Source organism: Sphingobium sp. 3R8 (assembly GCF_020166615.1).
GTDB classification, from domain to species: Bacteria; Pseudomonadota; Alphaproteobacteria; order Sphingomonadales; family Sphingomonadaceae; genus Sphingobium; species Sphingobium bisphenolicum.
The window spans coordinates 22,113-36,550 of the sequence record NZ_JAIQXR010000017.1; the positions used below are offsets into that span (position 1 = coordinate 22,113).

Sequence of the window (14,438 nt, forward strand, 5' to 3'; positions counted from 1 at the left end):
CTCTACTTCCCCGCGCGATCCTTGTCGCGAATGGCGCGGAATTCGTCGCCGTCCACCCAGTTGGGCCAGTCGGTCGTGGTCGCCAGGTCGCGACCTACGCTGTAATAGAGCTTCAGGTCCGCCAGCACCCCGGTCCAGTCCCAATTGGGATCATATTCGTCCTTGGGGCCATGATAGCGGTTCTTGGTATAATCCTCCGCCGCGGCCAGCCCCGCCGCAGTACCGCCCTGCACCAGATCCTCGCCGCCCTCGAAATAGAGCATCGGCAAGCCGTGCTTGGCGAAGCTGAAATGGTCGGAACGATAGTAGAAGCCCTTTTCCGGGGTCGGCTCCAGCGTCGATACTCGGCCTTGCGCGCTCAGCGCCCGGTCGAGATAGGCGTCGAGCTGCGACTTGCCCTTGCCGATCACTACGACATTCTTGGCGAGGCCCGCGACGCTGAGCGCGTCCATGTTCACGCCCCCTACCGTCTTGCTGAACGGGAAGACGGGGTTGTCGCCATAATAGGCCGACCCCAGCAGCCCCGATTCCTCGGCCGTCACCGCCAGGAACACCTGGCTGCGGTCGGTCGGGCCGGCCTTCACATTGGCATGCGCCAGCGCCACCAGCGCCGCAGTGCCGGTCGCGTTGTCCACTGCGCCGTTGCAGATGTCGTCGCCGTCCGGCGCCGCCTGGCAATGGCCCAGATGGTCCCAATGGGCGCTGTAGAGCACATATTCGTCGGGCCGCGTCTTGCCCGGCAGCAGCGCCACGACGTTTTTCGACATATGCTTGCGCAGGTCGTTGTCGAACGAGACCGTCGCCTTGACGCCCGTCAGCGCCACCGCCTTGAAGCCCGGCTTCTTCGCCGCGGCCATCTGCGCGTCGAGGTTCAGGCCCGCGCTGGCGAACAAAGCGGCGGCCTTGTCCTTCTGGATCCAACCGATCGCCTGGCTCTGGTCGGCATTGCCGTTGGCGCTGTCGGCGACATGCTGCGCGCCGGTCCAGCTCGACTGCACCACGTTCCAGCCATAGGCGGCGGGTACCGTATCATGCACAATGATCGCGGCAGCCGCGCCTTGGCGTGCGGCTTCCTCGAACTTGTAGGTCCAGCGGCCATAATAGGTCATCGCCCGGCCGTTGAACGGGCCGGTCAGCCCCGGCGTCTCATAATCCGGGTCGTTGACCAGGATGACCACCGTCTTGCCCTTGACGTCCAGCCCGGCATAGTCGTTCCACCCCTTTTCGGGCGCGTTGATGCCATAGCCGACGAAGACGACCGGGCTGTCTTTGATCGCAATCCTGGGCTGCGTGGTGCGATAGGTGCCGATCACCATTTCGGGGCCGTAGTTGGCGGTGACGGCGCTCTTGCCGCCGGTGAAGCGCAGCGGCGAGACATTTCTGGCATTGATCTCGACCAACGGCACGTCCTGGAACCAGCTACCCTTGTTGCCGGGCTGGAGGCCGAGCTTGCCGAATTCGGCGGCGAGCAGGGCCAGCGTTTTTTCTTCGCCGGGCGATCCGGGCGCGCGGCCCTCATAGGCGTCAGAAGACAGTAACTGCACCAGCCGCTTCATCGTGTCGATCGACGGCTCTGCGGCGGCCGTTGCGGGCAGCGTCGCGGATGCCGCAGCGGGCGGGGTGTCGGCGCCGTCGGTCGCGCAGGCCGACAGGGCAAGGACGGCGGCAATCGCCGCGATGGAGCTACGCATGGAAGTCACCCTTTATTTTACGAATGATCAGGTGATGCCACCGTGCGCGTGCAAGGGCAAGCAAGGCGGTTGCCAACTTACGATGCTTGTCTTAGCCGTTGATACAGAGGGATTTTAGCAGGGGGAATTTTGGGGCATGTATTATTTTGCCAAGTCGGCGCTGCTCGCGCTTCTGGCGACGGGAACGGCGCAGGCCGCACTGGCGCAGGGCCAACCGGATGCGCTCGCCAGGGCTTTCGGCGCGCGCGAAACGGTGATTTCCGCCAGCCTGTCTCCCGATGGGCAGAAGATCGCGCTGATCGCGGCCGGCAACGGGCGCACGACCAAGGCCTATGTGCTGGAGGCGAAGGAGGGTGCAGAGCCCAAATCGGTGGCGGCCACGACCGGCCAGCCGGAGAATCTCTATCGGTGCAACTGGGTGTCCAATGATCGGCTGGCCTGCGAGATTGGCGGCGCCAGCCGCGTGGGAGACGATGTCTACGGGTTCAGCAGCATCTTCGCCGTCGATGCGGCGGGGGGCAATATCCGTGCGTTGAGTCGTCGTCAGAGCCAGAATGCGCTGGGCTTCGATCTGCGTGGCGGCGATATTCTCGATCTGCTGCCGGCCGAAGACGGCGCGGTGTTAATGACGCGATCCTATGTGCCCGAAGCCAAGATCGGCAGTTTGGTGGATAACAAGCTGCGCGGTTTGGGGGTCGATCGGATCGATACGCGGTCGGGTGCAACCAAGCGGATCGAACAGCCAGAGACGTTGGCCATCGACTATATTTCTGATGGTCACGGCACGGTCCGGGTGATGGGCTTGCAAGAGAATAAAGGCTCCGGCTTCGCCAAGGGCACCTTCCGTTACCTCTATCGTCCGCAGGGCAAGTCGGGATGGAGCGACCTGAGCATCTACGACATGCGCAATCGCAGCGGTTTCTACCCGGTCGCCGTCGATGCCGAAAAGAATATCGCCTATGGCTATGAACGGATCGACGGCAGGCAGGCGCTGGTCAGCGTGGCGCTCGATCCAGGCCTCGAAAAAACGGTGTTGTTCACCCATCCCAGGGTCGACGTTGCCGGGTTGGTCACCGTGGGGCGGGATCGTCGTGTCGTGGGCGTCGGCTATACCGAAGAACATAGCGAAGTCGCCTATTTCGACGAGAAGGTGAAGGCGCTCTCGGCATCGCTCGGCAAGGCGCTAGGTGGGAAGGCCGTCCATATCGGCGATATGAGCCAGGACGGGCAACGCGTTCTGGTGTGGGCGGGCAGCGATACCGATCCCGGTCAATATTATCTGTTCGACCGGACCGCCAAGAAATTGTCACCGGTGATGCCCGACCGGCCGGCGCTGGCCGACCGGCTGCTGGCGACAATGAAGCCGGTTACTTACAAGGCCAGCGACGGCACGACGATCCCAGCCTATCTGACCCTGCCGCCGGGCAAGGAGGATGCGAAGGGTTTGCCCGCCATCGTCATGCCCCATGGTGGGCCGGAGGCGCGCGACGAATGGGGGTTCGACTGGCTGGCACAATATTTCGCCGCCCGCGGGTTCGCCGTGATCCAGCCGCAGTTCCGCGGCTCCAATGGGTTTGGCGAACAATGGCTAATCCAGAACGCGTTCAAATCCTGGCGCACCGCCATCGGTGACGTCGCCGACAGCGGACGCTGGCTGGTGTCACAGGGGATCGCCGATCCTTCAAGGTTGACGATCCTGGGCTGGTCCTATGGTGGCTATGCGGCGCTGCAGGCGCAGGCGATCGATCCCAATCTGTTCAAGGCGGTCGTGGCAATCGCGCCGGTGACCGATATTGGCGACATGCTGCGTCGCGGGCGCTGGAATGCGGACTATGTGATCTCTAGCGAGTATCTCGGGCAAGGGACGAAGGCGCAGGAAGCCTCGCCCGCCAATCATGCGGCGGAATTTGCAGCACCCGTACTGATGTTTCATGGCACAGACGACAATAATGTCGACATCAGCCAATCGAAAATCATGCAGGGTAAATTACAGGGCGTGGGCAAGCGCAGCCGCCTCGTGGTATATGACGGACTGACCCATAATTTGAACGACAGCGATGCGCGCGCCGACATGCTGCAGCAGAGCGCCGACTTCCTGCTGGCGGCAGGAAAATGACAGGAAAGGAGGGCGTGGCGACCCTTCTTCCTTTCCCAATCGTTTCAGACATAAAAGAAGGGCGGCTCCTTACGGGGCCGCCCTTCTTTGTAACTCTGCTCGGAAGACCGATTAGCGCGAATAGAATTCGACGACCAGATTCGGTTCCATCTTCACCGGATAGGGCACTTCGTCCAGCGTGGGCACGCGGACATAGCTGACCTTGGCGGCGCCGTCGGGGGCGACATAGTCGGGGATGTCACGCTCGGGCAGGCTCTGCGCTTCCAGAACCAGCGCCATTTCCTGCGCCTTCTTGCCCAGGGTGATTTCGTCGCCCGGCTTCACCAGACGCGACGCGATGTTGCACTTCACGCCGTTCACATAGATGTGGCCGTGCGACACGATCTGGCGGGCCGAGAAGATGGTCGGCGCGAACTTGGCGCGGTACACGACGGCATCCAGGCGGCGCTCCAGCAGGCCGATCAGGTTCTGGCCGGTGTCGCCCTTCATGCGGCTGGCTTCGAAATAGTTCTTCTTGAACTGCTTCTCGGTGATGTCGCCATAATAGCCCTTCAGCTTCTGCTTGGCGCGCAGCTGGATGCCATAGTCCGACATCTTGCCCTTGCGGCGCTGGCCGTGCTGACCGGGACCATATTCGCGCTTGTTGACAGGCGACTTGGGACGGCCCCAGATATTCTCGCCCATACGACGGTCGAGCTTGTACTTGGCGCTGGTGCGCTTCGTCATAGATAATTCCTAGTCATTGCGTCTAACGTTGTTCCCGGTATCGCCTACGTCCGTTTTGCGTTTGTGCGCTCAGGGGCAGGGCCACCGCTTCACCGGGATGCGGAGCCAATTGCGAAGGCGCGCCTATGACCAGAAGAGGGATATATGTCAAGCCTCGACAGGTTGCGTGCGGCGGCTTAGTCGGACAGGCATGACTCCCGAACACTATTCCACCATGGCGCAGGTGCGCGCCGGCGTCGACAATCTCGACCGGCAGATCGTGGCCCTGCTGGCCCAGCGCTTCGCCCATATGCGCGCCGCCGCCCGGATCAAGCCCGATCGCAGCGCCGTCCGCGACGAAGCGCGCAAGGCGGAGGTCATCGCCAACGCCTGCGCCGAGGCGGAGGCGTCGGGGGTGCCGTGCGACCTGATCGCGGGCATGTGGGAAGAGCTGGTCGAAGCGTCGATCGCCTATGAAATGGCGGAGTTCGACCGGACGCGGGGTTAACTTGCCCCCGTTCGGTTCGAGCCTGTCGAGAACCCTGGCGCCAGGGTTCTCGACAGGCTCGAACCGAACGGAAGATGAGCTCACCGCTCCCGCGGTCTCGCCAGGTGCGACAGCACGCCGCGCAGCGTCCGTACCTCCAGATGGTTCCAGCCCGGCTTGGTCAGCAGGTTGCGCAGCGTCAGGCGGGTCGCACCGGCGCGGTCGGGCGGGAAAAAATAGCCGGCCTTCACCAGCAGCGCATCGAGCTGCTCGATCATGCCCTCCAGCTCCGCCTGTGGCGCAGGTTCGCCCAGATCGGTGATGGTGGGCTGTGCCAGATCGGCCTGTTTCGACCATTCATAGGCGCACAGGATCACCGCCTGCGCCAGATTGAGCGACCCGAATTCCGGGTTGATCGGCACGGTCAGGATCTTGCGCGCGACCGCGACATCCTCCGTCTCCAGTCCCGACCGCTCCGGCCCGAAGACATAGGCGGCGCGGCCCTGCGCAGTATGGATTTCGCGCGCGGCTTCCTCCGGTGTGACGACCGGCTTGGTCACGCCGCGCTTGCGGACCGTGGTGGCATAGACATGAGCGCAGTCCGCGACCGCATCGGCCAGCGTTTCGAACACCTGCGCCTGATCGAGGATGAAGTCCGCGCCGGCCGCCGCCGGGCCGGCATCGGGATTGGGCCAGCCATCGCGCGGGGTCACCAGCCGCATGTCGGTCAGCCCGAAATTCAGCATCGCGCGCGCGGCCTTCCCGATATTCTCGCCCAGTTGCGGGCGGACCAGGACGATGACAGGGGAGGGGGCAATAACTTCGGTCATATTTCCGTTCGTCCTGAGTAGGGGCTGAGCTTGTCGAAGCCCCGTATCGAAGGATTTGCGCGCTGCCTGCCTGATTGCGTCCCAATCACCGGCGATCAAACCTTCCTTCTTTCTTCGAGACCAGCCCTTGATCTGCTGTTCGGCGGACAGCGCTTCATCCCGCGAACCAAACTCTTGACTCCACACTAAAATCACTGGGCGGCGGCTGTGCGTATATCCTGTAATTTCGCCTGACTGGTGCCGCGCGATACGCTGTTCCAGATTGTCAGTATGGCCCAGATAATAGCTGCCGTCCGCGCAAAGGAGCATATAGGCATGAAAGCTCATTGTGCGGTCCTTCGATACGCCATTTCGACTTCGCTCAATGGCTACTCAGGACGAACGGAAATAGGAAGCTAACTGGACGGCGATTGAAACTTGGGGCCATTACCGTCTCACTCCCGCCCGACTTCCTTCACCGTCCCGGCAAATTCCTCGAAATCCTTGGCGTCGGTGAAGTCCTTATAGACGCTGGCGAAGCGGATATAGGCGACACTGTCGAGGCGTTTCAGCCCTTCCATCACCAGTTCGCCGATCGCGCGGGCGGGGACTTCGCTGTCGCCGCTGGTTTCCAACTGGCGCTGGATGCCGGAGATCAGCTTTTCCAGGCGACTGGGGTCGATCGGCCGTTTGCGGCAGGCGATGCCGATGGAGCGGGCCAGCTTGTCGCGCTCGAACGCTTCCTTGCGGCCTTCGCTCTTCACCACCCAGATGTCGCGCAACTGGATGCGCTCGAAGGTGGTGAAGCGCGCGCCGCACGCTTCGCACTGGCGGCGGCGGCGGATGGCGTTGCCATCTTCCGTCGGCCGGCTGTCCTTCACCTGGCTGTCTTCATGGGCGCAGAAGGGGCAGCGCATGGGTCTTTTTACTCCGTTCGCCCTGAGCGAAAGTTGAAGCCTGTCCTGAGCGACTGCTGCAGGCAGTCGGTCGAAGGGGGCAGGGCTGAGCGTAGCGAAGCCTTCACTCCGTTCGGGCTGAGGCTTAGACGTCGCTCAGCCCGAACGGATCAGGTATATCAGTAAATCGGGAAGCGCGCGGTCAGGCCCAGCACCTTTTCCCGCACATGCTGCTCGACCTGGCCATCGCCTTCGTCGCCATTGCGCTTCAGGCCTTCCACGACCTCGGCGATCAGGCGGCCGATTTCGCGGAATTCTTCCTCGCGGAAGCCGCGCGTCGTGCCCGCAGGCGTACCCAAACGGACACCCGAGGTGACGAACGGGCTGGCCGTGTCGAACGGCACGTTGTTCTTGTTGCAGGTGATATAGGCGCGATCGAGCGCCTTTTCCGCGGCCTTGCCGGTGGTGTTCTTGGCGCGCAGGTCGACCAGCATCAGATGATTGTCGGTGCCGCCCGACACGATCGACAGGCCGGCATCGGCCAGCGTCTCGCTCAGCGCGCGGGCGTTGGCGACGATCTGATGGGCATAGGCTTTGAATTCGGGCGTCAGCGCTTCCTTGAACGCCACCGCCTTGGCCGCGATGATGTGCATCAGCGGGCCGCCCTGCAAGCCGGGGAAGATCGCGCTGTTCAGCTTCTTGGCGATCGCCTCGTCATTGCTGAGGATGATGCCCGATCGCGGACCGCGCAGCGACTTGTGGGTCGTGGTCGTGGTGACATGGGCGTGAGGGACCGGCGAGGGATGCGCGCCGCCGGCGACCAGGCCGGAAAAATGCGACATGTCGGCCAGCAGATAGGCGCCGACCTCATCCGCGATTTCGCGGAAGCGCTTGAAGTCCCACACGCGCGAATAGGCCGTGCCGCCGCAGATGATGAGCTTTGGCTTGCATTCGCGCGCGATGCGGGCGACCTCGTCCATGTCGATCAGATGATCGTCGGGGCGCACGCCATAGGCGACCGGCTTGAACCACTTGCCCGACATATTGACCGGCGACCCGTGGGTCAGGTGGCCGCCCGACGACAGGTCGAGGCCCATGAAGGTATCGCCCGGCTGGAGCAGCGCCAGGAACACGGCCTGGTTCATCTGGCTGCCGCTATTGGGCTGCACATTGGCGAAGTTCGCACCGAACAGCTCTTTCGCCCGCTCGATCGCCAGCGTTTCCACGACATCGGCATATTCGCAGCCGCCATAATAGCGCTTGCCCGGATAGCCTTCCGCATATTTGTTCGTGAAGATCGAACCGGCCGCTTCCAGCACCGCCTTCGACACGATATTTTCCGACGCGATCAGTTCGATCTTGTCCTGCTGGCGCTTCAACTCGTTACCGATCGCGCCGAAGATGTCCGGGTCCGCGCGGCTAAGCGATTCGCTGAAGAAGCCGTCCTGGCGGATGGCGGGGGCGAGGGTGTCAGTGCTCATCGAAACGTCCTTTCAGAGCGCGGGCTGGGAGAGTTTGTCGACGCGGCCACTATGGCGGCCACCGCCGAAATCGGTGGTCAGGAAAGCGGTGACGCAGGCTTTCGCCATGTCCACGCCGGTCAGGCGCGCACCCATGGCGAGGACGTTGGCGTCATTATGTTCGCGCGACAGGGCGGCCGACAGCGGCTCGCCCACCAATGCGCAGCGGCAGGCCGGGTTGCGGTTGACCGCGATCGAAATGCCGATGCCAGAGCCACATAGCGCAATGCCGCGCTCCGCGGCGCCCGATGCGACGGCTGACGCGAGTTTGTAACCATAATCGGGATAATCGACGCGGTCGGCGGTGGCGGGGCCAAGATCGGCGACCTCATGCCCTTCGTCGCGCAACCATTGCGCAAGCTCCGCTTTCAGGTCGATGGCGGCATGATCGGAAGCGATGGCGATTTTCATAGGTGCAGCCCCTGCGTTCTTGGGGTGATTCGTTCTGCGCGCCTCATAGGGGGACGGGACGGCAATTGCCACCGTCGAGCTTGGCGCTTAAGGCAACGCCCATGGCTGGCACGATTTTATCCATATTGATGCTCGCGGGCATGCTGCTGACCGGCGGCGGCGTCTATGCGATCGTGAAGAAGGGCGACCGCAAGCGCGGCGGCCTGATGATCCTCGCGGGGATCGTCATGTTCGGCAATGTCGCGATCAGCGCGATTCCCGGCCCGGATCTGCCGGCGCTGGAGCAGCGCTAGCCCGAAGCGCCAGCGAGGCCAGCAAATCGGTCTGGGTCACCAGCCCCTGCAATCTGTGATCGGCATCGACGACGATGGCGGCGCGCCGCGCGCCGCTGCTCAGGGGACCGATGAGCCGCGCGACCGGCGTGTCGGCATGGACCAGCAGGGCGCGGCGGGCAATGTCGCCGGCGCGTTCGCCCTCCCGGCCAAGGTCGAGAGCGCCTATGATTCCCTGCACGCGCCCTGCCTCGTCCAGCACCGGCAGCGACAACAGGCCGCGCGCCAGCATCAAGGCGCGCACCTGCTCCATCGGCTGGCTGGCGGGCACATGGATCACGTCGCGCGCCATGATCTGCGCGCAGGGCACCGCGCCATGCAGCCGTTCGGCCGCGCGCAGTTCGGCGTCCGCCAGCAACTGGCGCAGGTCCGCCTGGTCCACGTCCAGTGCATCGCCATAGCCCTGCACCGCGTCGGCCACATCCTGCGCGCTCGGACCGGCGCGCAGCAGCGGCGCGGGATCGGCGGTGCCGTGCGGGGCGGGCGCTTTGGGCGCCACATGGGGATAATTGTGACCGGCGATGCGATGGAACAGGACCGCCACGACCAGCAGCAGCAGGGTGTTCACCCCCACCGGCACCAGCGCGAACAGATAGCTGCTCGCCACCCCCTTTACGCCCAGCGCGGCGGACAGCGCCACCGCGCCGCCGGGCGGGTGGAGGCAGCGGAGCAGCGACATGATGGCGATCGCCGCGCCCACCGCCAGCGCGGCGGCGAAGGTGGGATCGGGAACGGCCTTCGCCACGAAGATACCGACCAGCGCGGAAATGACGTTGCCGCCCAGCACCGGCCAGGGCTGGGCCAGCGGACTGGCAGGAACCGCGAACAGCAGCACCGCCGACGCGCCCATCGGCGCGACCAGCAGCGGATGGGCCAGACCATTGCCCAGCATCAGCCCGCACAGCAGCCCCGTCACCGCGATCCCGCCGATCGCCCCGCTCGCCGCTTTCAGTCGGTCGACAAAGCCCGGTCCCGACGGACCGGCGGGGATGAAGGCGCTGTAATAGCGGCTCCAGATCAGGCGAACGTCGTTTTTCGGGGCGTCGGACATGGCGCGGATCGCTATCGCCGGCCGGACGGTGCGCCAAGCGGGAAATTATGGGGCGGGGTAAAGGGGGCTTTGCACGGTCGCGTCCGGCCGTCAGGCGCGGCTTGCGCTAGCCGGTATCCTGCGTCCCGCATGTCTGGTAGGATCGACGTCATGCTCAACCGATCGGCCTCGACCATCCTGGCAGCGCTTGGCTGCCTGATTGCGACCCCCAGTCTTGCCGCCCCAGGCCATGCCGCGCCGCCAGCGCCGCCGCCGGCCGTTTCGCCCGTGCCGCCTGCTCCGGCGCAGATCCGCGGCCTGTCCTGTACCGCCGACGACCGATCCGTGCGGGAAATCGTGATCGATTTCACCGCTGGCCGGTGGCGCGAAGGCGGCCAGGGCTGGAACAAGATCGCGGCGCAGGACGATGCGACGATCACCCTGGTCCAGCAAGGCGGCGGGATGTTCAGCGGCCTGCTCAGCGACATGCGGCGGCTGGAGCGGCTGGACCGGTCGACCCTTGTCCTGTCGACCGAACTGCACACCGGCCTGATCGACGAAGTGCGCGCCTACCGCTGCAAGATCGTCGCGCCTTTCGATGCGAAGCGTCAGATATAGGGGAGGGCGTAAAAGCGGTTGGTCGGGAAGCGACCAAAAATTGCCACCAAAGGGCTTCTGCGGGCTTCGCTAAAGCTGACATGCGTTATCGGGTCTTGCTGCAACCTGTATCTTGCCACATCATTCGCAGATGAAACTTAATACCATTCCCCTTCGATCGGCTTTGTCTTTTTCGTCACTTTTGCCCGTCTTATTTCTCGCCAGCTTGCCAGCGTACGCATGCTCCTTCCCTCATATCGAAACATCCCCTGCGAAAATCAAACATGCCGCCGAAATCGCATTTTCCCAAAGTGATTCGGTAATCGACGCTGAAGTACTTTCGCCAATGGTCCTTGGCTCCGCGTGGAAAGATGGCCTCACACCAATGGCAGTATTGAGGGTCTTAAACTCATGGAAGGGACCACATGAGAAAGGCGACTTCGTGTTCGTCATCTTTCTCAGCTCTTGCGATATTGCGCTTCAGAAAGAAGGAGAAAAAATAAGAATACTCCTCACTGGTAGCCATGAAATGTATCGAGCAGAGCAATCGTTCAATGGATACGGAAATGCACGAAGGCCATACAACGTCGAAATAGACCGGTTAATTAAGCGAGTGCGTCCCGCATATATATCGGCCGATCCCGGCATGTGGAAACAGCCATCTTTCTCGAAATGAGGTCCGCTTTGAGTAGATTTGGCCGTAAAGCTGACGGTCTCAAATCCACCCTCCCAGCCTCACATGACACAAAAAAAAAGGCCGCCTCGCGGGCGGCCTTTCTCGTTCGTCGACTTCCCGATCGCTCAGCGGATCGGCGAATCCGGGGACAGGCGCATGTCGAGATAATTGTCGACCGACTTCATCAACTGGTCCAGCTCATGCTCGAAGAAATGGTTCGCGCCGCGAATTTCGTCATGATGGATGGTGATGCCCTTTTGCGTGCGCAGCTTGTCGACCAGCTTCTGCACCGCGCTCGCGGTCACCACTTCGTCCGACGTGCCCTGCACGATGATGCCCGACGAGGGGCAGGGCGCGAGGAAGGAGAAGTCGTACATGTTGGCGGGCGGCGCGACCGAGATGAAGCCGCGGATTTCCGGGCGGCGCATCAGCAATTGCATGCCGATCCAGGCGCCGAAGGAGAAGCCCGCGATCCAGGTGGTCTGGGCTTCGGGGTGGAAGCTCTGCACCCAGTCGAGCGCCGCCGCGGCGTCGCTCAGCTCGCCGATGCCATTGTCGAACGTGCCCTGGCTGCGGCCGACGCCGCGGAAGTTGAAGCGCAGCACGGCGAAGCCGCGCTTCACGAAGGTCTTGTAGAGCGCCTGGGTGATGCGGTCGTTCATCGTGCCGCCGCCCTGCGGATGCGGGTGCAGGATCATGGCGACCGGCGCACGCGGGCGGGGCGGGGGGCTGAAGCGGCCTTCGAGGCGACCTTCGGGTCCGGGGAAAATGACGTCGGGCATGGCACCTGTTATCGTTCTGGGCCGTCCTGCCCGCATGGGCTGGCGGCGAATGGATGCGGATCGCACAGACGGTCGCATGGGCAAATGCTATTGCTGGCGCTGCGCGGCAGACCGCCTATATAGAAGCCGCCGCCATTTCCGCAATCAATGAGTAACGCCGCTTGGCCGCCGACCGCCTTTATCTCGATCATGCCGCTACCACGCCGATGCTGCCCGCCGCGCGCGACGCGATGATGGAGGCAATGGCGAACTGGGCCAACCCGTCCAGCCCCCATGCCGACGGCCGCGCCGCCCGCGCCCGGTTGGAGGATGCCCGGCGGCGCATCGCGGCGGCGCTGGGCTGGAGCGGGCATGTGATCTTCACCTCCGGCGCGAGCGAGGCGATCGCGATCGGCCTGCTGCGCGCGAAGGGCGGGCGCATCGTCACATCGCCGGTCGAGCATGACGCGGTGCTGCGCGTGACGAAGGGCGCAGCGCGGCTGGCGGTCGCGTCAGATGGTCTTGCCCTTTCTTCCCGCGAAGGCGGGAATCTATCTCCGGCCCTGTCCTCGAACGCCGCGCAGGAGATGGATCCCCGCCTTCGCGGGGATGACGATCAAGCAGAGGTAGGGACACTCCTTGCCATCCAGCACGTCAATAACGAAACCGGCGTGATCCAGCCGCTCGACCGGATCGACCGCGACGGCGCGATCCTGTTCGCCGATTGCGCCCAGAGCGCGGGCAAGCTGCCCCTGCCGGACGCGGACATGATCGCGATCAGCGCGCACAAATTCGGCGGTCCGCCCGGCATCGGCGCGCTGTTGATCCGCGACCTGGCGCTGATCGAGCCGAGCGGCGGGCAGGAGCAGGGCTATCGCGCCGGCACCGAAAATCTGCCCGCGATCCTGGCCATGGTGGCGGCGCTGGAGGCGCGGGAGGACTGGCTGCCCCGCGCGACCGCCCTGCGCGCGCGGCTGGACGCAGGGATAGAGGCGGCGGGCGGCATCATCGTGGCGCGCGATGCGCCGCGCCTGCCCGTCATTGCCAGCTACCGGATGCCCGGCCTGTCGGCCCGCGCGCAGCTGATCCAGTTCGACCTGGCGGGCATTTCCGTGTCCGCTGGCAGCGCCTGTTCCTCCGGCTCGCTCAAGACCAGCCATGTGCTGGGCGCGATGGGCTGGGACGAGGACGCCGCGGCTGAGGTCGTGCGCGTCAGCTTCGGCCCGCAAACATGCGACAGCGACATGGACAGGTTCCTCGCCATTTGGAAAAGCATGGCGGCCAAGGCTTTTGGGCGAGCAAGCCAATGATCTATCTCGATTATCAGGCGACGACACCGCTCGCGCCCGAAGCCTTCGATGCGATGGTGCCGTTGTTGCGCGACCAGTTCGCCAACCCGCACAGCGCGCATCGCCTGGGCCGCTTCGCCGCCGCGCAGGTGGAGGTGGCGCGGGACGAGATTGTCCGATTGCTCCCCCCCGGCGGCACGTTGCTGTTCACCTCCGGCGCGACCGAGGCGCTCAACATCGCGATCCAGGGCGCGCCGCCGGGCGGCATCGTGACCATCGCGACCGAACATGCCGCGGTGCTGGACACAGCCGAAGCGATGGCCCGGACCGGGCGGGATGTGACCGTGCTGCCGGTCGGACCGGACGGTGTCGTCGATCTGGAAGCCGCTGCCCGCGCCATCGGTCCAGCTGTCGCACTCGTCGTCGCGATGCTGGTGAATAATGAGATCGGCGTGATCCAGCCGGTCGCGGCGCTCGCCGACCTCGCGCACCGCGCGGGTGCGCTGTTCCTGTGCGATGCGGTGCAGGGCTATGGCCGCGTCCCCATTCCGTCCATCTGCGACATGGTCGCGATCAGCGCGCACAAGATCCATGGCCCCAAGGGCGTGGGCGCGCTCTGGCTGCGCGACGGTGTCCGGCCAGCGCCGCTGATCCATGGCGGCGGGCAGGAGGGCGGGCTGCGTTCCGGCACATTGTCGCCCGCCCTGTGCGCGGGATTCGGCGTCGCGGCGCGGCTGATGCGCGACCGGGCGGACAGCGACCGCGCCCATGTCGAAAGCCTCGCCGCGCTGGCCGCCAAGCTCTTTGCGGACTGGACGTTGAACGGCTCGCAAACGGCGCGCTATCCGGGCAATCTCAACCTGCGGCGCGACGGAATCGACGGCGCGCGGCTGTTGTCGGATTGCCGCAATGTTGCTTTTTCGCTCGGTAGCGCTTGCGCAAGCGGGTCCGGGCGGCCTAGCCATGTCCTGCGCGCGCTCGGGCTGACAGATGCACAGGCGCGTGGATCGGTGCGGATCGGCTTTGGCCGCTACACGCGCCGGGAAGAGTTGGAGAGGGCGGCAGAGGCATTGCAGGAAGCGGCAGCCGCACAAGCGGCGCCGTAAAAGGGAGCGCAC

15 protein-coding genes are annotated in these 14,438 nt (G+C 64.3%); 7 read left to right on the top strand and 8 right to left on the bottom strand.

The genetic code is table 11. The annotated features are described in order from the left end of the window. Positions 1 to 2 precede the first annotated feature (2 nt). Complete coding sequence (locus tag K9B33_RS15940) at positions 3 to 1,691, bottom strand: M28 family metallopeptidase (RefSeq protein WP_224550072.1); 1,689 nt, start codon at positions 1,689 to 1,691, stop codon at positions 3 to 5. 136 nt (positions 1,692 to 1,827) lie between these two features. On the opposite strand from K9B33_RS15940, the gene K9B33_RS15945 reads away from it, so the two are divergent. Further along, positions 1,828 to 3,807 carry an alpha/beta hydrolase family protein gene (locus K9B33_RS15945; protein WP_224550073.1) on the top strand — a complete coding sequence of 660 codons (1,980 nt, stop codon included), beginning with the start codon at positions 1,828 to 1,830 and terminating at the stop codon, positions 3,805 to 3,807. Positions 3,808 to 3,918: 111 nt separating this feature from the next. Here K9B33_RS15945 and rpsD read toward each other — a convergent pair whose 3' ends face one another. Then, positions 3,919 to 4,533 carry a 30S ribosomal protein S4 gene (gene rpsD / locus K9B33_RS15950; protein ID WP_088183640.1) on the bottom strand — a complete coding sequence of 205 codons (615 nt, stop codon included), beginning with the start codon at positions 4,531 to 4,533 and terminating at the stop codon, positions 3,919 to 3,921. A gap of 190 nt (positions 4,534 to 4,723) precedes the next feature. Between rpsD and K9B33_RS15955 the strand changes: the two genes are divergently transcribed. Next, positions 4,724 to 5,020 carry a chorismate mutase gene (locus K9B33_RS15955; RefSeq protein WP_224550074.1) on the top strand — a complete coding sequence of 99 codons (297 nt, stop codon included), beginning with the start codon at positions 4,724 to 4,726 and terminating at the stop codon, positions 5,018 to 5,020. Between the two features lie 80 nt (positions 5,021 to 5,100). Here the strand turns inward: K9B33_RS15955 and K9B33_RS15960 are convergent, their stop codons facing one another. The 4 genes from K9B33_RS15960 to rpiB form a co-directional block, all read right to left on the bottom strand. Beyond that, complete coding sequence (locus K9B33_RS15960) at positions 5,101 to 6,156, bottom strand: TrmH family RNA methyltransferase (RefSeq protein WP_224550075.1); 1,056 nt, start codon at positions 6,154 to 6,156, stop codon at positions 5,101 to 5,103. A gap of 107 nt (positions 6,157 to 6,263) precedes the next feature. After that, entirely contained in the window at positions 6,264 to 6,725 is a 462-nt protein-coding gene (gene nrdR / locus K9B33_RS15965; RefSeq protein ID WP_224550076.1) for a transcriptional regulator NrdR, read from the bottom strand. Between the two features lie 158 nt (positions 6,726 to 6,883). Further along, the gene (gene glyA, locus K9B33_RS15970; protein ID WP_224550077.1) at positions 6,884 to 8,185 is read right to left on the bottom strand and encodes a serine hydroxymethyltransferase; all 1,302 of its coding nucleotides are present in this window, start codon (positions 8,183 to 8,185) and stop codon (positions 6,884 to 6,886) included. 12 nt (positions 8,186 to 8,197) lie between these two features. Next, positions 8,198 to 8,635: a ribose 5-phosphate isomerase B gene (gene rpiB, locus K9B33_RS15975; protein ID WP_224550078.1), complete on the bottom strand. Its 438-nt coding sequence runs from the start codon at positions 8,633 to 8,635 to the stop codon at positions 8,198 to 8,200. A 101-nt stretch (positions 8,636 to 8,736) separates the two neighbouring features. Here rpiB and K9B33_RS15980 point away from each other — a divergent pair, with 101 nt between their 5' ends. Then, positions 8,737 to 8,928 carry a hypothetical protein gene (locus tag K9B33_RS15980; protein ID WP_224550079.1) on the top strand — a complete coding sequence of 64 codons (192 nt, stop codon included), beginning with the start codon at positions 8,737 to 8,739 and terminating at the stop codon, positions 8,926 to 8,928. Here K9B33_RS15980 and K9B33_RS15985 read toward each other — a convergent pair. Beyond that, positions 8,882 to 10,018: an HPP family protein gene (locus tag K9B33_RS15985; protein WP_224550080.1), complete on the bottom strand. Its 1,137-nt coding sequence runs from the start codon at positions 10,016 to 10,018 to the stop codon at positions 8,882 to 8,884. The genes K9B33_RS15980 and K9B33_RS15985 overlap by 47 nt on opposite strands. Before the next feature lie 150 nt (positions 10,019 to 10,168). On the opposite strand from K9B33_RS15985, the gene K9B33_RS15990 reads away from it, so the two are divergent. Beyond that, complete coding sequence (locus K9B33_RS15990; RefSeq protein ID WP_224550081.1) at positions 10,169 to 10,615, top strand: hypothetical protein; 447 nt, start codon at positions 10,169 to 10,171, stop codon at positions 10,613 to 10,615. Positions 10,616 to 10,745: 130 nt separating this feature from the next. Continuing rightward, positions 10,746 to 11,270, top strand: a complete 525-nt coding sequence (locus K9B33_RS15995; RefSeq protein ID WP_224550082.1) for a hypothetical protein — start codon at positions 10,746 to 10,748, stop codon at positions 11,268 to 11,270. A gap of 125 nt (positions 11,271 to 11,395) precedes the next feature. Here the strand turns inward: K9B33_RS15995 and K9B33_RS16000 are convergent, their stop codons facing one another. After that, a complete protein-coding gene (locus tag K9B33_RS16000; protein WP_155186460.1) occupies positions 11,396 to 12,052 on the bottom strand; it encodes an alpha/beta hydrolase in 657 nt (218 codons plus the stop codon). A 161-nt stretch (positions 12,053 to 12,213) separates the two neighbouring features. On the opposite strand from K9B33_RS16000, the gene K9B33_RS16005 reads away from it, so the two are divergent. Both K9B33_RS16005 and K9B33_RS16010 read left to right on the top strand, forming a co-directional pair. Continuing rightward, positions 12,214 to 13,341 carry a cysteine desulfurase family protein gene (locus K9B33_RS16005; protein WP_224550083.1) on the top strand — a complete coding sequence of 376 codons (1,128 nt, stop codon included), beginning with the start codon at positions 12,214 to 12,216 and terminating at the stop codon, positions 13,339 to 13,341. After that, positions 13,338 to 14,426: a cysteine desulfurase family protein gene (locus K9B33_RS16010; protein ID WP_224550084.1), complete on the top strand. Its 1,089-nt coding sequence runs from the start codon at positions 13,338 to 13,340 to the stop codon at positions 14,424 to 14,426. The genes K9B33_RS16005 and K9B33_RS16010 overlap by 4 nt, the downstream gene beginning before the upstream one ends. The last annotated feature ends 12 nt before the right edge of the window (positions 14,427 to 14,438 follow it).

Coding starts and splice junctions, on each gene's coding strand:
- K9B33_RS15940 (WP_224550072.1), bottom strand. CDS start 1,691: ATGCGTAGCTCCATCGCGGCGATTGCCGCCGTCCTTGCCCTGTCGGCC.
- K9B33_RS15945 (WP_224550073.1), top strand. CDS start 1,828: ATGTATTATTTTGCCAAGTCGGCGCTGCTCGCGCTTCTGGCGACGGGA.
- rpsD (WP_088183640.1), bottom strand. CDS start 4,533: ATGACGAAGCGCACCAGCGCCAAGTACAAGCTCGACCGTCGTATGGGC.
- K9B33_RS15955 (WP_224550074.1), top strand. CDS start 4,724: ATGACTCCCGAACACTATTCCACCATGGCGCAGGTGCGCGCCGGCGTC.
- K9B33_RS15960 (WP_224550075.1), bottom strand. CDS start 6,156: ATGAGCTTTCATGCCTATATGCTCCTTTGCGCGGACGGCAGCTATTAT.
- nrdR (WP_224550076.1), bottom strand. CDS start 6,725: ATGCGCTGCCCCTTCTGCGCCCATGAAGACAGCCAGGTGAAGGACAGC.
- glyA (WP_224550077.1), bottom strand. CDS start 8,185: ATGAGCACTGACACCCTCGCCCCCGCCATCCGCCAGGACGGCTTCTTC.
- rpiB (WP_224550078.1), bottom strand. CDS start 8,635: ATGAAAATCGCCATCGCTTCCGATCATGCCGCCATCGACCTGAAAGCG.
- K9B33_RS15980 (WP_224550079.1), top strand. CDS start 8,737: ATGGCTGGCACGATTTTATCCATATTGATGCTCGCGGGCATGCTGCTG.
- K9B33_RS15985 (WP_224550080.1), bottom strand. CDS start 10,018: ATGTCCGACGCCCCGAAAAACGACGTTCGCCTGATCTGGAGCCGCTAT.
- K9B33_RS15990 (WP_224550081.1), top strand. CDS start 10,169: ATGCTCAACCGATCGGCCTCGACCATCCTGGCAGCGCTTGGCTGCCTG.
- K9B33_RS15995 (WP_224550082.1), top strand. CDS start 10,746: ATGAAACTTAATACCATTCCCCTTCGATCGGCTTTGTCTTTTTCGTCA.
- K9B33_RS16000 (WP_155186460.1), bottom strand. CDS start 12,052: ATGCCCGACGTCATTTTCCCCGGACCCGAAGGTCGCCTCGAAGGCCGC.
- K9B33_RS16010 (WP_224550084.1), top strand. CDS start 13,338: ATGATCTATCTCGATTATCAGGCGACGACACCGCTCGCGCCCGAAGCC.